Annotated in this window: 13 protein-coding genes; 4 read left to right on the plus strand and 9 right to left on the minus strand. The window is 64.1% G+C overall.

Features of this window, described 5'->3' with window-relative positions; all coding sequences use genetic code 11:
- Positions 1 to 6: 6 nt before the first annotated feature.
- The 4 genes from QN397_RS02545 to QN397_RS02560 form a co-directional block, all read right to left on the minus strand.
- Positions 7 to 1,455 carry a UbiA family prenyltransferase gene (locus tag QN397_RS02545; protein ID WP_323499969.1) on the minus strand — a complete coding sequence of 483 codons (1,449 nt, stop codon included), beginning with the start codon at positions 1,453 to 1,455 and terminating at the stop codon, positions 7 to 9.
- Position 1,456: 1 nt separating this feature from the next.
- The gene (locus QN397_RS02550) at positions 1,457 to 1,831 is read right to left on the minus strand and encodes an SMR family transporter (RefSeq protein WP_323499970.1); all 375 of its coding nucleotides are present in this window, start codon (positions 1,829 to 1,831) and stop codon (positions 1,457 to 1,459) included.
- 267 nt (positions 1,832 to 2,098) lie between these two features.
- Positions 2,099 to 2,581: a DUF1854 domain-containing protein gene (locus QN397_RS02555; RefSeq protein ID WP_323499971.1), complete on the minus strand. Its 483-nt coding sequence runs from the start codon at positions 2,579 to 2,581 to the stop codon at positions 2,099 to 2,101.
- Positions 2,578 to 4,872 carry an ABC transporter ATP-binding protein gene (locus QN397_RS02560; protein WP_323499972.1) on the minus strand — a complete coding sequence of 765 codons (2,295 nt, stop codon included), beginning with the start codon at positions 4,870 to 4,872 and terminating at the stop codon, positions 2,578 to 2,580. The genes QN397_RS02555 and QN397_RS02560 overlap by 4 nt, the downstream gene beginning before the upstream one ends.
- A gap of 156 nt (positions 4,873 to 5,028) precedes the next feature.
- Between QN397_RS02560 and cphA (QN397_RS02565) the strand changes: the two genes are divergently transcribed.
- From cphA (QN397_RS02565) to QN397_RS02580, 4 genes are all read left to right on the plus strand, one after another.
- Positions 5,029 to 7,293, plus strand: a complete 2,265-nt coding sequence (gene cphA / locus QN397_RS02565; protein WP_323499973.1) for a cyanophycin synthetase — start codon at positions 5,029 to 5,031, stop codon at positions 7,291 to 7,293.
- Positions 7,294 to 7,302: 9 nt separating this feature from the next.
- Positions 7,303 to 9,870, plus strand: a complete 2,568-nt coding sequence (cphA, locus tag QN397_RS02570) for a cyanophycin synthetase (RefSeq protein ID WP_323499974.1) — start codon at positions 7,303 to 7,305, stop codon at positions 9,868 to 9,870.
- Between the two features lie 194 nt (positions 9,871 to 10,064).
- On the plus strand, positions 10,065 to 10,487 hold the full coding sequence (locus QN397_RS02575) for a hypothetical protein (RefSeq protein WP_323499975.1): 423 nt from the start codon (positions 10,065 to 10,067) through the stop codon (positions 10,485 to 10,487).
- Between the two features lie 40 nt (positions 10,488 to 10,527).
- Entirely contained in the window at positions 10,528 to 10,929 is a 402-nt protein-coding gene (locus tag QN397_RS02580; RefSeq protein WP_323499976.1) for a hypothetical protein, read from the plus strand.
- A 16-nt stretch (positions 10,930 to 10,945) separates the two neighbouring features.
- Here the strand turns inward: QN397_RS02580 and yjfF are convergent, their stop codons facing one another.
- Genes yjfF through mmsA form a run of 5 tightly spaced genes read right to left on the minus strand, consistent with a single transcriptional unit; the run spans position 10,946 to position 17,277 of the window.
- Positions 10,946 to 11,980: a galactofuranose ABC transporter, permease protein YjfF gene (gene yjfF, locus QN397_RS02585; protein WP_323499977.1), complete on the minus strand. Its 1,035-nt coding sequence runs from the start codon at positions 11,978 to 11,980 to the stop codon at positions 10,946 to 10,948.
- On the minus strand, positions 11,977 to 13,032 hold the full coding sequence (locus QN397_RS02590) for an ABC transporter permease (protein WP_323499978.1): 1,056 nt from the start codon (positions 13,030 to 13,032) through the stop codon (positions 11,977 to 11,979). The genes yjfF and QN397_RS02590 overlap by 4 nt, the downstream gene beginning before the upstream one ends.
- Positions 13,025 to 14,545, minus strand: coding sequence for a sugar ABC transporter ATP-binding protein (locus tag QN397_RS02595; RefSeq protein WP_323499979.1), 1,521 nt, complete (start codon positions 14,543 to 14,545; stop codon positions 13,025 to 13,027). Before QN397_RS02595 ends, QN397_RS02590 begins: the two co-directional genes overlap by 8 nt.
- Before the next feature lie 10 nt (positions 14,546 to 14,555).
- Entirely contained in the window at positions 14,556 to 15,764 is a 1,209-nt protein-coding gene (gene mmsB, locus QN397_RS02600) for a multiple monosaccharide ABC transporter permease (RefSeq protein WP_323499980.1), read from the minus strand.
- The gene (gene mmsA / locus QN397_RS02605; protein WP_323499993.1) at positions 15,754 to 17,277 is read right to left on the minus strand and encodes a multiple monosaccharide ABC transporter ATP-binding protein; all 1,524 of its coding nucleotides are present in this window, start codon (positions 17,275 to 17,277) and stop codon (positions 15,754 to 15,756) included. Before mmsA ends, mmsB begins: the two co-directional genes overlap by 11 nt.
- Positions 17,278 to 17,284: the final 7 nt, after the last annotated feature.

Raw genomic sequence — 17,284 nt, forward strand, 5'->3', positions numbered from 1 at the left:
TGAAGCTCAACCGGCCAGGTATAGGACAACTGCAGCCATGCCGACGGCAAGTCGGCTGACCCAGTCACGCGCCGCAAAAACCACCGGGTCGTCGTGCAACGCGCCACGAATCGCCTTAAGCCAGATGCGCATGACCCAAAACAAGAAAACCGGGATCAATGCCCATAGGTAAACAGGGTTGACGTATCTCTCCGACATCTGCGAGTCCTGCAAATACAAGCTGAGCAACAGCGCCGACATTTGCCCTGCGGCGACGCCTGCGCTGAGCACGAAAGTAACGTCGCCAGGTTGATAGCCGCGATCGCGCGTCATTCGCTCCAGTGCATCCGGCGAACCGGTCGTCAGTTCGACGTAGCGCTTGGCCAATGCAAGACTCAGGAATATGAAAAGCGAGAACGACAAAATCCAGAACGACAGTGGCTGCCCGGTTGCCGCAGTTCCCGCCGCGACCCGGACTGTGTAGAGGCCGGCCAGCGAAAAGACATCGACCACCGCACGACGCTTCAAAAACAGGGAATAAGCGGTGGTCAGTGCGACATAGAAGAGCAGCACCCACAGAAAAACTTTCGGGAGAAAGAGCAACGAAAACGCAAGCGACGCCAAGGCAAGCCCAGTCGCCAGCGCCAGTCCGCGGAGCACCGAGATCTCGCCGGCCGCAAACGGTCGTAACCGTTTGCGATGGTGCAGTCGATCAGACTGTAGATCGAGCAAATCATTGACGATATAGACCGCAGATGCAGCCAGCCCAAAAGCAAAAAAGGCAAAGACGCCGTTGAGCAGCAGCGCGCTGCTGAGGGCGTGCAGCACTGGCATCAGCGGCAGAAACACCAGCACGTTTTTAAGCCATTGATGCAGCCGCATTCCATAGAGGTAGCGCCGCAAGGAGGCTGTCGGAGGTTCGATGACTGCATCGACCTTTGTCAACCGGGCAGCATGCTGTACCAAAGAACGCGAGCGGCTCACGACAACCGCGGCGGCGGCTCCGCTCCACACGTCCAGATCCGCGGTGCTGTCACCTGCGTAGCAAAACGGCTCACCTTCGGCATCATCTTGAATGGCCTTCAGCTTGGCCGCGCCGCGCATGTTGATAAGGCCGTCCGAAGCCAGAACGGCATCGAACAGACCCAAATGGTCTGCGACCTTGCGTGCGAATTCGGCGTCGCTGGCAGTGGCGAGCACCACCCGGCGTCCGGCCACACGTGCGTTACGAATCAATTCCAGAACAGCGGGGCGATATGGCAGCGTGACGACATCGATGTCAACGTGCAGTGCGACTTTTCGCTTGAAAGCGGATTTCCCGTGCACGAGCCACCATGGGAGGCTGAGCAACGAACCCGGTGCTGAGCGCACCAACTGCAGCAATGATTCGTGCAGCAGATCGGTGGCGATCAATGTACCGTCGAGATCGACGTAGAGCGGCTGGGGCGAGACCGCGAGAGTGAGGCTCGATGCCATCTCAACCCCTGCCGAGAACAACGACGCCGACCAGGATGATTGCGATCCCGAGCAAGCGTTGCGTAGTTAATGCCTCACCGAAAAAATGCCATGCAAGGACCGCTGCGATGACGTATCCCATCGAGAGCATGGGGTATGCGACTGTGACATCGACTCGCGTCAATGCAACGACCCACAGTCCTGCACTGATGAAATAGCAGGTCAGACCCACCAGTATCCAAGGCTGCAAGGCAGCGCTCCACGCGGCATCGACCATCGATCCGATGCTTGCCATGGACACTGAACCGATCGCTCGGGCGCCTGCCTTGAGCATCAGCTGGGCTGCCGAATTCAGCAGCACACCCGCAAAAATAATGGCGAAGGTGCTGAGATTCACGCCTATGACCCTTTGTACGATCCGCGCGAACGAAACGTGGCGGAGAAGTTGGACATCGAAACCTCCGGATTGAAAGCAAGGCAGCGCGAAACGATGTTTCGCCAACGAACTGCCTACTGCGCCCCGCTCTATCCGGATTGCAATTCAGTGCTTTGTGTTGGCGCGATGTTACAACAAAAGACTTACATTACAACTAGTATCTACTTGGCAAATGTCGATCTGCGCGGTTTTACTCCGCAGATTGATCTGGTCTCTGACTACAGCGAACTAAAGAAAGCGCTCGAGCAACTTGCGCGAAGTACGGTCCAGCGCCTTCGCATCGGGAATGCGGAACTGCACGCCATGCGCGCTGGCGATCAGCAATGCGCCGCCGTCGAGCCGGCGAATGTCTTCTTCGGCTTTAAGCACGAAACTGGTCTCGCCGCGGTCGGTGCTGACGGTCCATGTGCTCGGCACACCGAAGCTCGACACCGCATGCAGTTGCTGCAGCGTCGGCGCGAAGTCGCGCACCGCCAAGTCTTGCGCCAGCAAAGCGAGCGCCTCTGGAGGCACATCATCCAGCCGGTCGAGCCACAGCACTTCCTTGCCGTCGCTACCCACCAGGGACACGCCGGCGTCCGGCGCACTGAGCGGAAAGGCGCGTACCGGCACGATGCCGATGTGGCGCACGCCGTCAACGTCGATCAGCACGAGTCGCCCAAAGGTGTCGCGTTCGATGTCCATCTTCATTCGCGTTGTCGTCGTGTTCATTGCAGCCCCGCCGAATGTGCCGCGTGCGTGCCGAGCGCCACTTGCACCGCAGCGCGCTCGCTCACCGCGCCATCGCTCGCCTCTTCGTCCGCCTGCCGCAATTGCGCCTGGTAGAGCCGCCAATAGGCGCCCTGCTTTTCCATCAACGCGTCGTGCGGCCCGACCTCGACGACCTCGCCGCGGTCCATCACGACCAGCCGGTCGGCCTTGCGCAACGTAGACAACCGATGCGCGATGGCGATGGTCGTACGTCCTTTCACCAGGTTGTCCAGTGCCCGCTGAATCTCTTTCTCCGTCTCGGTGTCGACCGCCGATGTGGCCTCGTCGAGGATCAGGATGCGCGGGTCGATCAAGAGCGCGCGGGCGATGCTGATGCGCTGTCGCTCACCGCCCGACAGGCCTTGTCCGCGCTCGCCGACCAGCGAGTCGTAGCCGTGCGCGAGCCGCAGGATGAAGTCGTGCGCGTGGGCCGCGCGTGCTGCAGCCACGACCTCTTCACGCGTGGCGTCGGGCTTGCCGTAGGCGATGTTCTGCGCGATGGTGCCGAAAAACAGAAACGGCTCCTGCAGCACCAGCCCGACATGTCTCCGGTAGTCGGTGACTGCGAAGCGCCGGATGTCGGTGCCGTCGACCAGGATGGCGCCGTCGGTCACGTCGTAGAAGCGGCAGATCAGGTTGACCAGCGTGCTCTTGCCCGAACCGCTGTGGCCGACAAGGCCGATCATTTCGCCGGGCTCGATCACCAGGTCGAGGTTACGAATCACCGCACGCGAGCCGTATCGAAAGCCCACGTCCTTCATCTCGATACGTCCGATAATGCGCTTTACCTTGACCGGGTTCACCGGCTCCGGCACGTTGCTCACATGGTCGAGGATGTCGAAGATGCGCTTGGCACCGGCCGCCGCTTTTTGCGTGACCGAGACGATGCGGCTCATCGAATCGAGCCGCGTGTAGAAGCGGCCGATATAGGCGATGAAGGCGGTCAGCACACCGACCGTGATGCGCCCGCGCGCCACCTGCCAGATGCCGAAGCCCCAGACCACGAGCAGGCCGATCTCGGTGAGCAGCGACACGCTGGGCGTGAAGAGCGACCACGTCTTGTTCAGCTTGTCGTTCACTTGCAGGTTGTACGCATTGGCGGCATGGAAGCGATCGGCCTCGCGCTTTTCCTGCGCGAAGGCCTTGACCACGCGAATGCCTGGAATGGTGTCGGCCAGCACGTTGGTCACTTCGCTCCACACGCGGTCGATTTTCTCGAAGCCGGTGCGCAGACGATCGCGCACCACATGGATCATCCAGGCGATGAAGGGCAGCGGTACCAGCGTGACGAGCGCCAGCAACGGATTGATCGAAAACAGGATCACCGCGGTCATGGCGATCATCAGCACGTCGGTCACGAAGTCGAGCGCGTGCAACGAAAGAAAAACATTGATGCGGTCGGTCTCGGAGCCGATGCGCGACATCAGGTCGCCAGTGCGTTTGCCACCGAAGTAGTCGAGCGGCAATGTCAGCAGATGCTCATACGTGGTCGTGCGCAAGTCGGCGCCGATGCGCTCCGACACGAGTGCCAGCAGGTAGGTGCGCGCCCAACCCAACGCCCATCCAGCCAATGCCGAAAGCAAGAGTGCCCCAAGAAAAAGAACAACCTTTGCGATGGCTATCTGCTGCCCGTTCTGGAACGGAATCAGGATGTCGTCCATCAACGGGATGGTCAGATAGGGTGGCACCAGCGTGGCAGCGGTCGACGCCAGCGTGAGCAGGAAGCCGGTGATCAATTGTTTGCGATAGGGCTTGGCGAAGCGGCCCAGCCGCAGCAGCCCCCATGTCGACGGCGGCGGCTGCGCCTCGACTGCCTCGGGAAGTTCATCGACGTCGGCCAGCCCGGCGATTGCAACAGCGCCTGCATTCGGGTCAACAGCAACAGCCATCCGCTGCCCGAAAAGCTTCAACAGCCTGAGCGCCGAAGCCTGCTGCTCGAGCGTGTAATGCCAGCGTGCCAGCTGGCCCTGCGCACCCTGCAACTCGAGCGTGCCGATGCCCGCATGGTCGATCAGATGCAGCGCGATTCCGGGTTCCGAAAGTGGCCACTCGCGCCACGCTCCGGCGGCGTCTCGCGCCAGCAGGCGATGATCTGTCAGCGCGACGAGCCCGGACGAGAACCGAAGTTCGTTGTCGAGGTCAACCGCGAGCGTCGCCAGAACGTTTTCCGCGGAGGTGAGTCGGCTTTTCAGCGCGTCTGAGACCGCCTCTATTTCTCCCTGCCGGGTACCCACTGGATCGTGATGTTGCATTGTGTTTATTTGACTCTCGCCTGCTGCAGGCCCGCCGAGCCCCGTGGGACCCGCCGTGGCGCGCAATGGGCGCCGATTTTGACCGATCGCCATGAGCACGCCTGAGCGCGCCGCGGTGCCCTGCCAAATCATTTCGAAAAGCAATCGAACGTTCCCATGACCCGTTTCGACGACATCCGACTCCTGCGCATCAACTATTTGCGCGGCCCCAACATCTGGACTTATCGGCCGGTGCTGGAAGTTTGGCTCGATCTCGGCCGGCTGGAAGATTTTCCGTCGAACACCATCGACGGCTTCACCGGGCGGCTGACGACCCTGCTGCCGGCACTCATCGAGCACCACTGCGGCGTCGGTGAACGGGGCGGATTTATTTCACGGCTGAACGAAGGCACGTGGTCGGGCCATGTGCTCGAACACGTCGTCATCGAACTGCTCAACCTCGCCGGCATGCCGACCGGGTTCGGCCAGACCCGCAGCACTTCCGAGCACGGCGTGTACCGCATGGTGTTCCGGGCACGCGACGAGCAAGTTGCGCGCGCCGCCTTGGCAGAAGCCCATCGCCTGCTGATGAGCGCGATCAACGACGAATCTTTCGGTGCGGTCGACGTGCAGCGCGCGGTCGACGTGGTCAAGGGCCAGGTCGAAGACTGCTACCTCGGCCCGAGCACCGCGTGCATCGTCGGCGCCGCCACCGACCGCGGCATTCCGCACATGCGCCTGAACAGCGGCAACTTGGTACAGCTCGGCTACGGCGCCAGCCAGCGCCGCATCTGGACTGCCGAAACCGACTACACCAGCGCCATCGGCGAATCGATTGCCAGCGACAAGGAACTCACCAAGTCGCTTCTCGCGAGCTGCGGCGTGCCGGTGCCTGAAGGCGAAGTGGTCGATAGTGCCGAAGAAGCCTGGGACGTTGCCGAGAGCATGGGCCTGCCGGTGGTCGTCAAGCCGTCCGACGCCAACCACGGCCGCGGCGTCTCGCTCGAACTCAACACGCGCGAAGAAGTCATGGGCGCTTACGCCGTCGCCGAGCCCGAGGGCAGCGACGTGATGGTCGAGCGCTTCATCCGTGGCAGCGAACACCGCCTGCTGGTGGTCGGTGGCCAGGTCGTGGCGGCGGCACGTGGCGAGATCATCACCGTGACGGGCGACGGCAACACCGCTGTCGCCGACCTCATTGAAAAGCAACTCAACAGCGACCCGCGCCGCGGCGCCGAAGAAGAATTTCCACTCGACCTGATTGACTTGCCGACCGACGCCAAGCTGCAGCTGGAGCTGCAACGCCAGAAGCTCGATGGCACCTCGGTGCCCGAGGCCGGACGCGTGGTCACGATCCAGCGCAACGGCAACCTCGGTGTCGACTGCACCGATCAGGTCCACCCTGAAGTCGCTCACGCAGCCGTGCTCGCGGCCCGCGTCGTCGGGCTCGACATCGCCGGCATCGACCTGGTGGCGCAAGACATCGGCCGGCCGCTGGCAGCGCAAGGCGGCGCCATTGTCGAAGTCAATGCAGGCCCGGGCTTGCTGATGCACCTGAAGCCTGCGGTCGGTTCGCCACGACCGGTCGGCCGTGCGATTTGCGATCACCTGTTCCCGGATGAAGCCTCAGGCCGGATTCCGATCGTCGGCATCGCCGGCTCGCAGGACACCGCCGTGCTGGCGCGCTTGGTGGCCTGGCTCATCGGCCTCGGCGGCCGGTACACCGGGCTCGCGTGCGGCGACGGCCTCTTTCTGGAACGCCGCCGCGTCGATGCGCGCAACAGCGCCAATTGGGGCGCAGGCCATCGCCTGCTGGTCAACCGTGCGGTGCAGGCCGTCGTCATCGAGAACGGTGCCGAGACCATCCTGCGCGACGGCCTGGCCTACGACCGCTGCGAAGTCGGCATCGTGACCGACCTGGAAGGCGCTGCCGCGCTCGCCGAGTTCGACATCACGGAGAGCGACCAGCTGGTGAAGGTGCTGCGCACGCAAGTCGACGTGGTGCTGCCCGAAGGCACCGCCGTGCTGAACGCCGCCGATGACCGCGTTGCCGGGCTCGCGCCGTTGTGCGATGGCGTGGTCATTCTGTATTCGACCGACGCGCACGCAGCGACACTGACGGCGCACCAGGCCAGCGGCGGCAAAGCCGTGCTGGTGCGGCAAGACCGCGTGGTGCTGGCCAACGGCAGCAGTGAATCGTTCTTGCCGGGCCTCGGGCGCCTCACGATCTGGAGCGCGACCCATGCGGGTGTGAGCATCGACAGCTTGCTGGCGGCGGTCGCGGCCGGCTGGGCGCTCGGCATACCACTGAACCTGATCGGTGCCGGTGTCGAAGCCTTCGAAGCCGACCTGCAGGCGGCGCTCGCATCGCTGCAACTTTCTCAGACGGCGCCGTCTCCTTCGGCACCGCACGCCTCGTCGTCCTTTCAACAATTTTCCTGAAGAGCCGGCATGGAAGTCACACGCATTCGCGCCCTGCGCGGCCCCAACCTCTGGAGCCGACACACCGCCATCGAGGCGATCGTTTCGTGCACCGGCGACGAGAACGCCGTGGAACGGCTCTCCGGTTTCGACGCGCGCCTTCGCTCGCTGTTTCCGACCATCGGCGAACTGCATCCGATCGTGCTCGGCCAGCCGCTGGCCCTTGCACACGTGCTTGAAAACGCCGCGTTGGCACTGCAGGCGCAGGCCGGCTGTGCGGTCAACTTCGGTCACACCCAGCCGACGGCGGAAGCGGGCATTTATCAAGTGACGGTGCAGTACGGCGAAGAGTCGGTCGGCCGACGCGCCATTGAACTGGCCGAGCAACTTATCAACGCGGCGTTGCACGACACCGCCTTCGACGCAGATGCGGCCATCGCTGAATTGCGCGAAGAAGACGAATCCGAACGCCTCGGCCCGAGCACCGGCTCGATCGTCGATGCAGCCGTCGCGCGCGGCATTCCGTATCGACGCCTCACGCGCGGCAGTCTGGTGCAGTTCGGCTGGGGCGCCAAGCAGCGACGCATCCAGGCGGCAGAGATCGACAGCACGAGCGGCGTGGCCGAGTCGATTGCGCAAGACAAGGAACTCACCAAGCAATTGCTCAACGCTGCTGGCGTGCCCGTGCCGCTGGGTCGGCCGGTGACGAGCGCCGACGACGGCTGGGCCGCATCGATGGACATCGGCCTGCCGGTGGTGGTGAAGCCACAAGACGGCAACCAGGGCAAGGGCGTGACGGTCAACATCACCACGCGCGAGCAACTCACAGCCGCCTACGACTCGGCCGCTGTCTACGGCGAGGTCATGGTCGAGAAGTTCTTGCCCGGCTTCGACTTCCGCCTGCTGGTCGTCGGCGACAAGCTCATCGCTGCGGCGCGACGCGATCCGCCGCAGGTGATCGGCGACGGCACCTGCACCGTGCGGCAGCTGGTCGACACCGTCAACCTCGACCCGCGCCGTGGCGAAGGCCATTCGACCTCGCTCACCAAGATCCAGCTCGACGCCATCGCCATCGGGCGTCTCGAATCGCAGGGCCTGACGCCCGAAAGCGTGCCGAAACGAGGTCAGCGGGTCGTGCTCCGTAACAACGCGAATCTCTCCACGGGCGGCACCGCCACCGACGTGACCGACACCGTGCACCCCGAAATCGCAGCGCGCGCGGTCGATGCGGCGCAAATGGTCGGCCTCGACATCTGCGGCGTCGACATGGTCTGCGAGAGCGTGCTGCGGCCGCTCGAAGAACAACACGGCGGCGTCGTCGAAGTCAACGCCGCGCCCGGCCTGCGCATGCACATCTCCCCCTCGTTCGGCCGCGGCCGCGCGGTCGGCGAGGCCATCATGGACACCCTCTATGCACCCGGCGACACCGGCCGCATCCCGGTGGTCGCAGTCACCGGCACCAACGGCAAGACGACGACGGCGCGCCTCATCAACCATCTGCTCGCATCGAGCGGACTGCGCACCGGCATGACCAACACCGACGGCGTGTGGGTCGATGGCCGGCAGATCGACAGCGGCGATTGCAGCGGCCCGAAAAGCGCGCGCAACGTTCTGATGCACCCCGAGGTCGATGCGGCTGTGTTCGAGGTCGCGCGCGGTGGCGTGCTGCGAGAAGGCCTCGGCTTCGACCGCTGCCAGGTCGCAGTGGTGACCAACATCGGCAGCGGGGATCACCTGGGCCTCAACTACATCACCACGGTCGAAGACCTCGCCGTGCTCAAGCGCGTGATCGTCCGCAACGTGGCTTACGACGGGTATGCGGTGCTCAATGCCGCCGACCCGAACGTCGCCGCCATGGCCGCAGGCTGCCCCGGCAGCGTGATCTTCTTTGCCGCCGACCGGCAGCACCCGGTGATGGCAACGCACCGCGCGCAAGGCAAGCGCACCGTCTACGTCGACCAGGACACCCTGATCGCAGCCGAAGGCTCGTGGCGCGAGCGCATTCCACTGCGCGACGTGCCGATCACCCGTGGCGGCACGATCAGCTTTCAGGTCGACAACGTGATGGCGGCAGTGGCCGCAGGCTGGGCCGTAGGCCTCGACTGGGGCACCATCCGCAGCGGCGTCGCGAGCTTCATGAACGACGCGGCCGGCGTGCCCGGACGCTTCAACGTGATGGACTATCGCGGTGCCACCGTCATCGCCGACTACGGCCACAACACCGACGCCATGCGCGCACTGGTGTCCGCCGTCGACACCATGCCGGCCAACAAGCGCTCAGTGGTCATCAGCGGTGCCGGCGACCGGCGCGACAGCGACATCCGCGACCAGACCGCCATCCTCGGGCAAGCGTTCGATGAAGTGATCCTGTACCAGGACGCGGCGCAGCGTGGACGGGCCGATGGCGAGGTCATGGCACTGCTGCGGCAAGGTCTGCAGGGCGCATCGCGGACGCAACTTATCGACGAGATCCGCGGCGAATTCATCGCCATCGACACGGCGCTGGCGCGTTTGCAGCCGGGCGATTTGTCGTTGATTTTGGTGGACCAGGTCGAAGAGGCGCTGGCACACCTTGCGATGCGGATCGCTGCCGGATAAGTGCCGCCGACATCGCGCGCCACCGATCGGGCCTGCATGGCTGCGAGCGATGGCTCGTGCTGTTCCATTCGAGAGATTTGTAGGAAGAATCCTGCAGCGCGCGGGCTCGTGGAGCGCCTGTAAAGGCTGTGCAGTCCCACATCCAGGGGGCGCTCCCGGCATAACAGTTCAAGGAGACTATAAGGACCTCTTTCATGAACAACAAATCTCTCGCACTTCCGTTCGCGCACCATCTGGCCGCCGGCGCACTCTTCGCAGTCGTCACGTTGGGCGTCGCGCCCGCCGCCTGGGCGCAGCAGGCTGCGGCACCCGGTACCGCGGCTCGCATGGAGAGCGAGAAGGCCACATGCGATGGCGTTCAGCAGGACAAAGCCGCCTGCCTGCGCGAAGCCGGTGCGGCGCGCCAGGAAGCCGGTCGTGCCGGGCTCACGACCGCCGGCCCTGCCGGCAACAGCGCGAACACGATGGAGCGTTGCAAGCTTCAGCCCGCAGCCGACCAGGCTGACTGCATGGCGCGCATTCAGGGCGGCGCCGGCGACACCTCGACCTCCACCAGCGGCAGCGTGATGGGCGGCGGCGTCATCCGCGAAACCGTGACGACCATTCCCGCCAAGTGATCCTTGGTAACCCCCTTAGTTTTCTGAAGGAGCCATCACCATGAAAAACTCAACTATTCGGTCGACACTGGCGGTCCTGCTCGCCGCCGGGGGCATTGCCTTTGCCGGGGTCGCTTCGGCCGCCGGGCCGAGACATCAGTCGGATGGCTACGCTGCGGGCAGCGTCAGCACTTACCGGGAAGAACTCGCTGTGTGCGGTCATATCCAGCAAGACCGCGCCGCGTGCATCCGCGAGGCTGGTGCAGCGCGCCAGGCTGCGGCCCAAGGCCAGCTGACAGGCGCACCTGACTATTTACAAAACGCGCTGGCACGCTGCAGCCTGCAACCGCCCATGGAACGCAGTGCCTGCGAAGCGCGCGTGCGCGGTACGGGACAAACCGAGATCGAAGGCAGCGTGCTGGGCGGCGGTGTGATCCGAGAAACGGTCACGCCGATCCGCTGATCTGATGATGCAGTGATCAGCGGCGCGGGGTGCGCGAGCTGAAGAAGCGCTGCAGCAGGCAGAAGGCAAACAGCAGCGCACCAACGACGATGCGCGTCCACCACGAGCTCAACGTTCCGTCGAACGAGATCAGCGTCTGGATGATGCCGAGCATCAGCACGCCGAAGAGCGTACCCGCCACGTAGCCCACGCCGCCCGTGAGCAGCGCGCCACCGATGACGACGGCAGCGATGGCGTCCAGCTCCAGGCCGACCGCATGCAGGCCGTAGCCCGACAACATGTAAAAGGTGAACACCACGCCCGCCAGCGCCGAGCAAAAGCCCGACAGCGTGTACACGCCGACCAGGGTGGAGCGCACTGGTAAGCCCATCAACATGGCGGAGTGCTCGCTGCCACCAATGGCGTATACGGCGCGACCGAACGGCGTGCAATGGGCGACGAATATCGCGACCAGCACCACCACGATGGCAATCACCGCGCTGATCGACAGCGACGCATCGCCCCATACCGGGATGCGTGCCTGCGACACGGCCTCGTAGAACGGATTGGTGATGCTGATCGAGTCGATGCTGATGAGATAGCACAGGCCGCGCGCGAGAAACATCCCAGCCAGCGTGACGATGAAAGGCTGCAGCCTGAAGCGCTCGATCAAGACGCCCATGAACGCGCCGAACGCGGTGCCCATGAGCAGCACCAGCGGGATGACGACCCACGGACTCCAGCCGTGCTTTTCGACCAGCGTGGCCGACACCATCGTGGTGAGCGCGATGACCGAGCCGACCGACAAGTCGATGCCGCCCGACAGGATCACGAAGGTCATGCCGACCGCGACGATGATCAAAAACGCGTTGTCGATCAGCAGATTGAAGAAGACCTGCGCCGAGAAGAAGCCGTCGTAGAGCACCGAGCCAAGCGTCGCCATCAAGACGAACAATGAGACGGTCGCAGCGAGGGGCCAGTATTTAGGGTTCAATTTCTTGCCCCCTCGCCCGCTGGCAGGAGTCGGTCGGGGTGAGGGCGAATTCCCCGGCGGCGCGATGACAGCACTCATGCGCGTACCTCCCCGCGCGGCGCGCGTACCGCCAGAGCCCGCACCTGCCCACGAAATTCCGGTGACTGCATCAGCATCACCAAGAACACCACGACCGCCTTCACCACCAGGTTGATCTCAGGTGGCACGCCGAGCGAATAGATGGCGTACGTCAGCGTCTGGATAATCAACGCGCCGATCACGCTGCCGACCAGGCTGAAGCGCCCGCCTGTGAGCGCGGTGCCGCCGAGCGTGACCGCGAGGATCGCGTCGAGCTCCAGCAACTGCCCGGCGTTGTTGCCATCGGCGCTCTTGACGTTGGAGCTGATCAGGAGACCCGCGATGCCCGCGCACAAGCCGCAGAACGCATAGGCGCCGACGACGAGCCGGCGCGACTGGATGCCGGCCACGCGCGCCGCCGTGGGGTTGATGCCGACCGCCTGAATGAAGAGCCCGAGCGCCGTCCGCGTGATCGCCAGGTACAGCAACACGAACACCGCCGCCGCGATGAAAAGCGAGAAGGGCAGGCCGAGCAGATAGCCACTGCCCAGAAAGAAATACGGTGTGTAGTAGATGGTGATGATCTGCCCACCGGTGATGAGCTGCGCAATGCCGCGCCCCGCCACCATCAGAATCAGTGTCGCGATGATCGGCTGCATGCCGACCTTGGCGACCAGCAAGCCGTTCCATATGCCGCACACCAGCGCCAACGCAACGGCCGCGACGATGGCGAGCGACATCGGAAAGCGCGAAACGTTACCCGCAACCGAGCCACCGATCATCCAGCCCGCCACCGCCGCGGCGATCGCCACCACGGCACCCACTGAAATGTCGATGCCACGCGTCGCGATCACCAGCGTCATGCCGAGCGACACCAGCATCAGCGGCGCCGCGCGGTTGAGGATGTCGATCAGGCTGCCGTAAAGATGGCCTCCACGCACTTCGATGTGCAGAAAGCTGGCATTGAATGCGGTGTTGAGCGCGAGCAGGAGAAGCAGCGTGATCACCGGCCACGCGAGCCGATGCCGCATGACGACGGCGAAGTTGCCGGCCGAAGGGAGTGCGTCAGACATGCTCGGCCGCGATCATTTCGTAGACCTCGTCTTCGGTGCTGCCGCCCGGCAGCTCACCGACCTTGCGGCGGTCGCGCAGCACCACGATGCGATGCGCCACGCGCACCACCTCGCTCATTTCGGAGGAGATGAAGATCACAGCCATTCCTGCTTTGGCGAGTTGCAGCATCTGTTCCATGATCTCCTGCTTGGCGGCGACGTCGACGCCTCGCGTCGGCTCGTCGAGGATCAGGAGGCGCGGCTCGGTCGCAAGCCAGCGCGCGATCATCGCCTTCTGCTGGTTGCCGCCCGACAGCAAGCCGATGGGCGTCTCGACGCTCGCGGCCTTGATGCCCAGCGAGGTGACGAAGCGTTCCGCCAACGCGGTCTGCTCGGCCAGAGAGAGAAAGCGCCGGACACCGAGTCGCGCCTGCAACGCGAGCGCGATGTTCTCGCGCAGCGAAAGCTCGGCGACGATGCCGTCGGTCTTGCGCTCTTCGGGGCACAGCGCCAGTCCTTCGCGAATGGCATCGGCCGGGTTTGAAAACGTGACGCTGCGACCGTCGATCTTCAGCACGCCACGGTCGGGCGTCTCCAGCCCGAACAGCAGGCGCGCGAGCTCGGTCCGGCCGGCACCGAGCAGCCCGGCCACGCCCACCACCTCGCCGGCCCGCACGCGCAAGTCGGTCGCCTGCAACTGACCGGCTTGTCCCAGGCCCTCGGCCTGCAGCAGCGCTGTCGCCGATTCATCGAAGGCCGGCAGCGCCGTCGGCCGCGCCGATTGCGCTGCCAGTTCGCGGCCGAGCATTGCGGCAATGAGCGCCTGCGGGCCGAGGTCGGCCGCGCGCCATTCGCCGACCCAGCCGCCGTTGCGCAGCACGGTGATGCGGTCCGACACGGCATACACCTGGTTCAGAAAGTGGGTGACAAAAAGAATCGCAAGCCCTTCGTCGCGCAGACGCCGCAACACGTCGAACAGCTTATTCACTTCGTCGTCGTCGAGGCTCGATGTCGGCTCGTCGAGGATCAGCACCTTGGCCGACACGCCGAGCGCACGGACGATCGCGACGAGCTGTTGCACCGCCACCGGATAGCTCGACAGCAGCCGCGTGACGTCGATGTCGAGCCCGATGCGCGCCAACAGTTGCTGCGCCTCCCGGTTCACCGCGGCCCAGTCGATGCGCCACCCTTGCGCCATACCGCAACGCGGATAGCGCCCGGCGAACACGTTCTCGGCCACCGACAGGTTCGGGCAAAGGTTGACCTCCTGGTAGACCGTGCTGATGCCGAGCTGCTGTGCCTCCAGCGGAGAGCCCGGCCGAATGGTTTCGCCGTCCAGCCGCATCTCGCCGCCGCTGGACGCGAGTACGCCCGTCAGCACTTTGATGAGCGTCGATTTGCCTGCGCCGTTCTGGCCCATCAGCGCGTGGATCTCGCCGGGATAGAGCTTCAGTTGCACATCGCGCAACACGCTGATGCCTGCAAATTCCTTGTGGATGCCGGAGAGCTCCAGCACCGGCGCGGTCGTACTCACGGGTTGCGGCTCACTTGTTCTTGTTGTAGACGTCGATGAACACGGCCGCCAGCAGCACCAGGCCCTTGATCACCTGCTGGTAGTCGATGCCGACACCGAGAATCGACATCCCGTTGTTCATCACGCCCATGACGAAGGCACCGATGACCGCCCCCATGACCTTGCCGACGCCGCCCGAGGCCGACGCGCCGCCGATGAAGCACGCGGCGATCACGTCGAGCTCGAAGCCCAGTCCAGCCTTGGGCGTCGCGGTATTGAGCCGCGCCGCGAACACCAGCCCGGCCAGCGCGGCCAGCACGCCCATGTTGACGAAGGTGAGAAACGCCAGCCGCTGCGTCTTGATGCCCGACAGCCGCGCCGCCTTCTCGTTGCCGCCCAGTGCGTAGATGCGCCGGCCGATGGTGGTGCGGTTGGTGACGAAGTCGTAGGCGACGATCAGCACCGCCATCACGATCAGCACGTTCGGCAGGCCCCGGTACGACGCCAGCAGGTAGCTCAAAAACAGAATGACGCCGGCAAAGAAAACGTTCTTGACGAGGAAGAAGGCGTAGGGCTCCTGGTCCATTCCGTACTTCGCCAGCTTGGCACGGCCGCGCAGCTTGAAGAACAGCAACGCGGCCGCGGCGATGGCGCCGAGCACGACAGATGTCGTGCGCAACTCTTCACCGCCGAACACGTCGGGAATAAAGCCTGAACTCAGCCGCTGGAACTCGACCGGAAAGGGCCCGACCGATTGGCCTTCGAGCAGCGCCAGCGAGAGCCCTTTGAAGACCAGCATGCCCGCCAGTGTGACGATGAACGACGGGATGCGAAAGAACGCGACGAACCAGCCCTGCGCCGCGCCGATCGCGCCACCGGCGACCAGGCACACGATGGTCGTCGGCACGAAGTGCCAGTGGTACTCGACCATCAGCACGGCCGCCAGCGCGCCGATAAAGCCGCACACCGAGCCGACCGACAAATCGATGTGGCCCGCCACGATCACCAGCAACATGCCCAACGCCATGATGACGATGTAGCTGTTCTGCAGAAGCAGGTTGGTGATGTTGAGCGGCCGCATCAGCGTGCCATCGGTCAGCACCTGGAACAGCACCATGATCGCGACCAGCGAGATCAGCATGCCGTATTCGCGCAGGTTGTTCTTGATGAAGCCCACGTGCAGCCGCGCGTGGGGCGCGGCAGTCACCGCGGACTCCACGGTATTCACTTCACTCTGCATGAACGGAACTCCCGGCGTTGACAATGGCGCGCATGATCCGCTCCTGCGACGCCTCGGCGGCTGTGTACTCGGCCACGAAGCGACCTTCGTTCATGACATAGATGCGGTCGCACATGCCGAGGAGTTCGGGCATTTCCGAGGAGATCATCAAGATGCCTTTTCCTTCGCTCGCGAGCTGGTCGACGATGGTGTAAATCTCGTACTTGGCGCCCACGTCGATGCCACGCGTGGGCTCGTCGAGGATGAGCAGTTCGGGCTTCGCAAAGAGCCATTTGCTCAGCACCACTTTTTGCTGGTTCCCGCCCGACAGGTTGACCACCTGCTGGTCGACGCCCGAGCAGCGGATGTTCAGCGCGTTGCGGTAGTTGTTCGCGACTTCGAACTCCAGCCCGTCGTCGATCACCATCGCACTCGACACCGCCGCAAGGTTGGCGAGGCTCACGTTCTTCTGGATGTCTTCTTCGAGCACCAGACCGAGTCCCTTGCGGTCTTCGGTGACATAGGCGATACCGCAGTCGATCGCCTTGCGGATCGTGCCGAGGTCGACCGGCTTGCCATGCATGAACGCCGTGCCGCGAATGCGTTGCCCATAGGAGCGACCGAACACGCTCATCGTGAACTCGGTGCGACCCGAGCCCATGAGTCCTGCGATACCGACGATCTCGCCACGCTTCACATGCAGGTCGACGCCTTTGATGACTTCGCGGTCGGCGTGCTGCGCATGGTTCACATGCCAGTCGCGGACTTCGAAGATCGTCTCGCCGATCTTCGGATTGCGCTGCGGGTAGCGGTGCGCCATGTCGCGTCCGACCATGCCGCGGATGATGCGGTCTTCGCTGATCGGTTCGGTACGGCAGTCCATCGTCTCGACCGTAGCGCCGTCGCGCAACACGGTGATCGAGTCCGCGACCTTGGCGATTTCGTTGAGCTTGTGCGAGATCAAAATCGACGCGATGCCCTGCGCCTTGAGTTCGAGCAGCAGCGCCAGCAATGCGTCGCTGTCGCTCTCATTGAGGCTGGCGGTCGGCTCGTCGAGGATCAGCAGCTTGACCTCTTTCGACAGCGCCTTGGCGATCTCGACCAGTTGCTGCTTGCCGACGCCCAGGTTGGTGATCAGCGCCGTCGGTGGCTCCTTGAGCCCGACCTTCGCGAGCAGCGCCTGCGTCCGCGCATAGGCTTCGAACCAGTCGATGACGCCGCCGTGCGCGGTTTCGTTACCGAGAAAAATGTTCTCGGCGATCGACAGCAACGGCACCAGCGCCAGCTCCTGGTGAATGATGATGATGCCGAGCTTCTCGCTGTCGGCGATGCCCTTGAAGCGACGCAGCTCGCCTTCGAAACGGATTTCGCCGGTGTACGAATCGGCCGGGTAGACGCCGCTCAGCACCTTCATGAGCGTCGACTTGCCGGCCCCGTTCTCTCCGACCACGGCATGGATCTCGCCTGCGCGCACCGCGAGGTTGACGTTGTCGAGCGCATTCACGCCCGGAAACGTTTTCGTGATGCCGCGCATCTCCAGA

It is taken from the genome of Variovorax sp. RTB1 (genome assembly GCF_035018765.1).
Taxonomy (GTDB): Bacteria; Pseudomonadota; Gammaproteobacteria; order Burkholderiales; family Burkholderiaceae_C; genus Variovorax.

What these genes read in the sequence shown, in the direction of transcription:
- QN397_RS02590 (WP_323499978.1), bottom strand. Translation starts at nt 13,032, where the DNA reads ATGTCTGACGCACTCCCTTCGGCCGGCAACTTCGCCGTCGTCATGCGG.
- cphA (WP_323499974.1), top strand. Translation starts at nt 7,303, where the DNA reads ATGGAAGTCACACGCATTCGCGCCCTGCGCGGCCCCAACCTCTGGAGC.
- QN397_RS02575 (WP_323499975.1), top strand. Translation starts at nt 10,065, where the DNA reads ATGAACAACAAATCTCTCGCACTTCCGTTCGCGCACCATCTGGCCGCC.
- QN397_RS02580 (WP_323499976.1), top strand. Translation starts at nt 10,528, where the DNA reads ATGAAAAACTCAACTATTCGGTCGACACTGGCGGTCCTGCTCGCCGCC.
- yjfF (WP_323499977.1), bottom strand. Translation starts at nt 11,980, where the DNA reads ATGAGTGCTGTCATCGCGCCGCCGGGGAATTCGCCCTCACCCCGACCG.
- QN397_RS02545 (WP_323499969.1), bottom strand. Translation starts at nt 1,455, where the DNA reads ATGGCATCGAGCCTCACTCTCGCGGTCTCGCCCCAGCCGCTCTACGTC.
- mmsA (WP_323499993.1), bottom strand. Translation starts at nt 17,277, where the DNA reads ATGCGCGGCATCACGAAAACGTTTCCGGGCGTGAATGCGCTCGACAAC.
- mmsB (WP_323499980.1), bottom strand. Translation starts at nt 15,764, where the DNA reads ATGCAGAGTGAAGTGAATACCGTGGAGTCCGCGGTGACTGCCGCGCCC.
- QN397_RS02555 (WP_323499971.1), bottom strand. Translation starts at nt 2,581, where the DNA reads ATGAACACGACGACAACGCGAATGAAGATGGACATCGAACGCGACACC.
- QN397_RS02560 (WP_323499972.1), bottom strand. Translation starts at nt 4,872, where the DNA reads ATGCAACATCACGATCCAGTGGGTACCCGGCAGGGAGAAATAGAGGCG.
- cphA (WP_323499973.1), top strand. Translation starts at nt 5,029, where the DNA reads ATGACCCGTTTCGACGACATCCGACTCCTGCGCATCAACTATTTGCGC.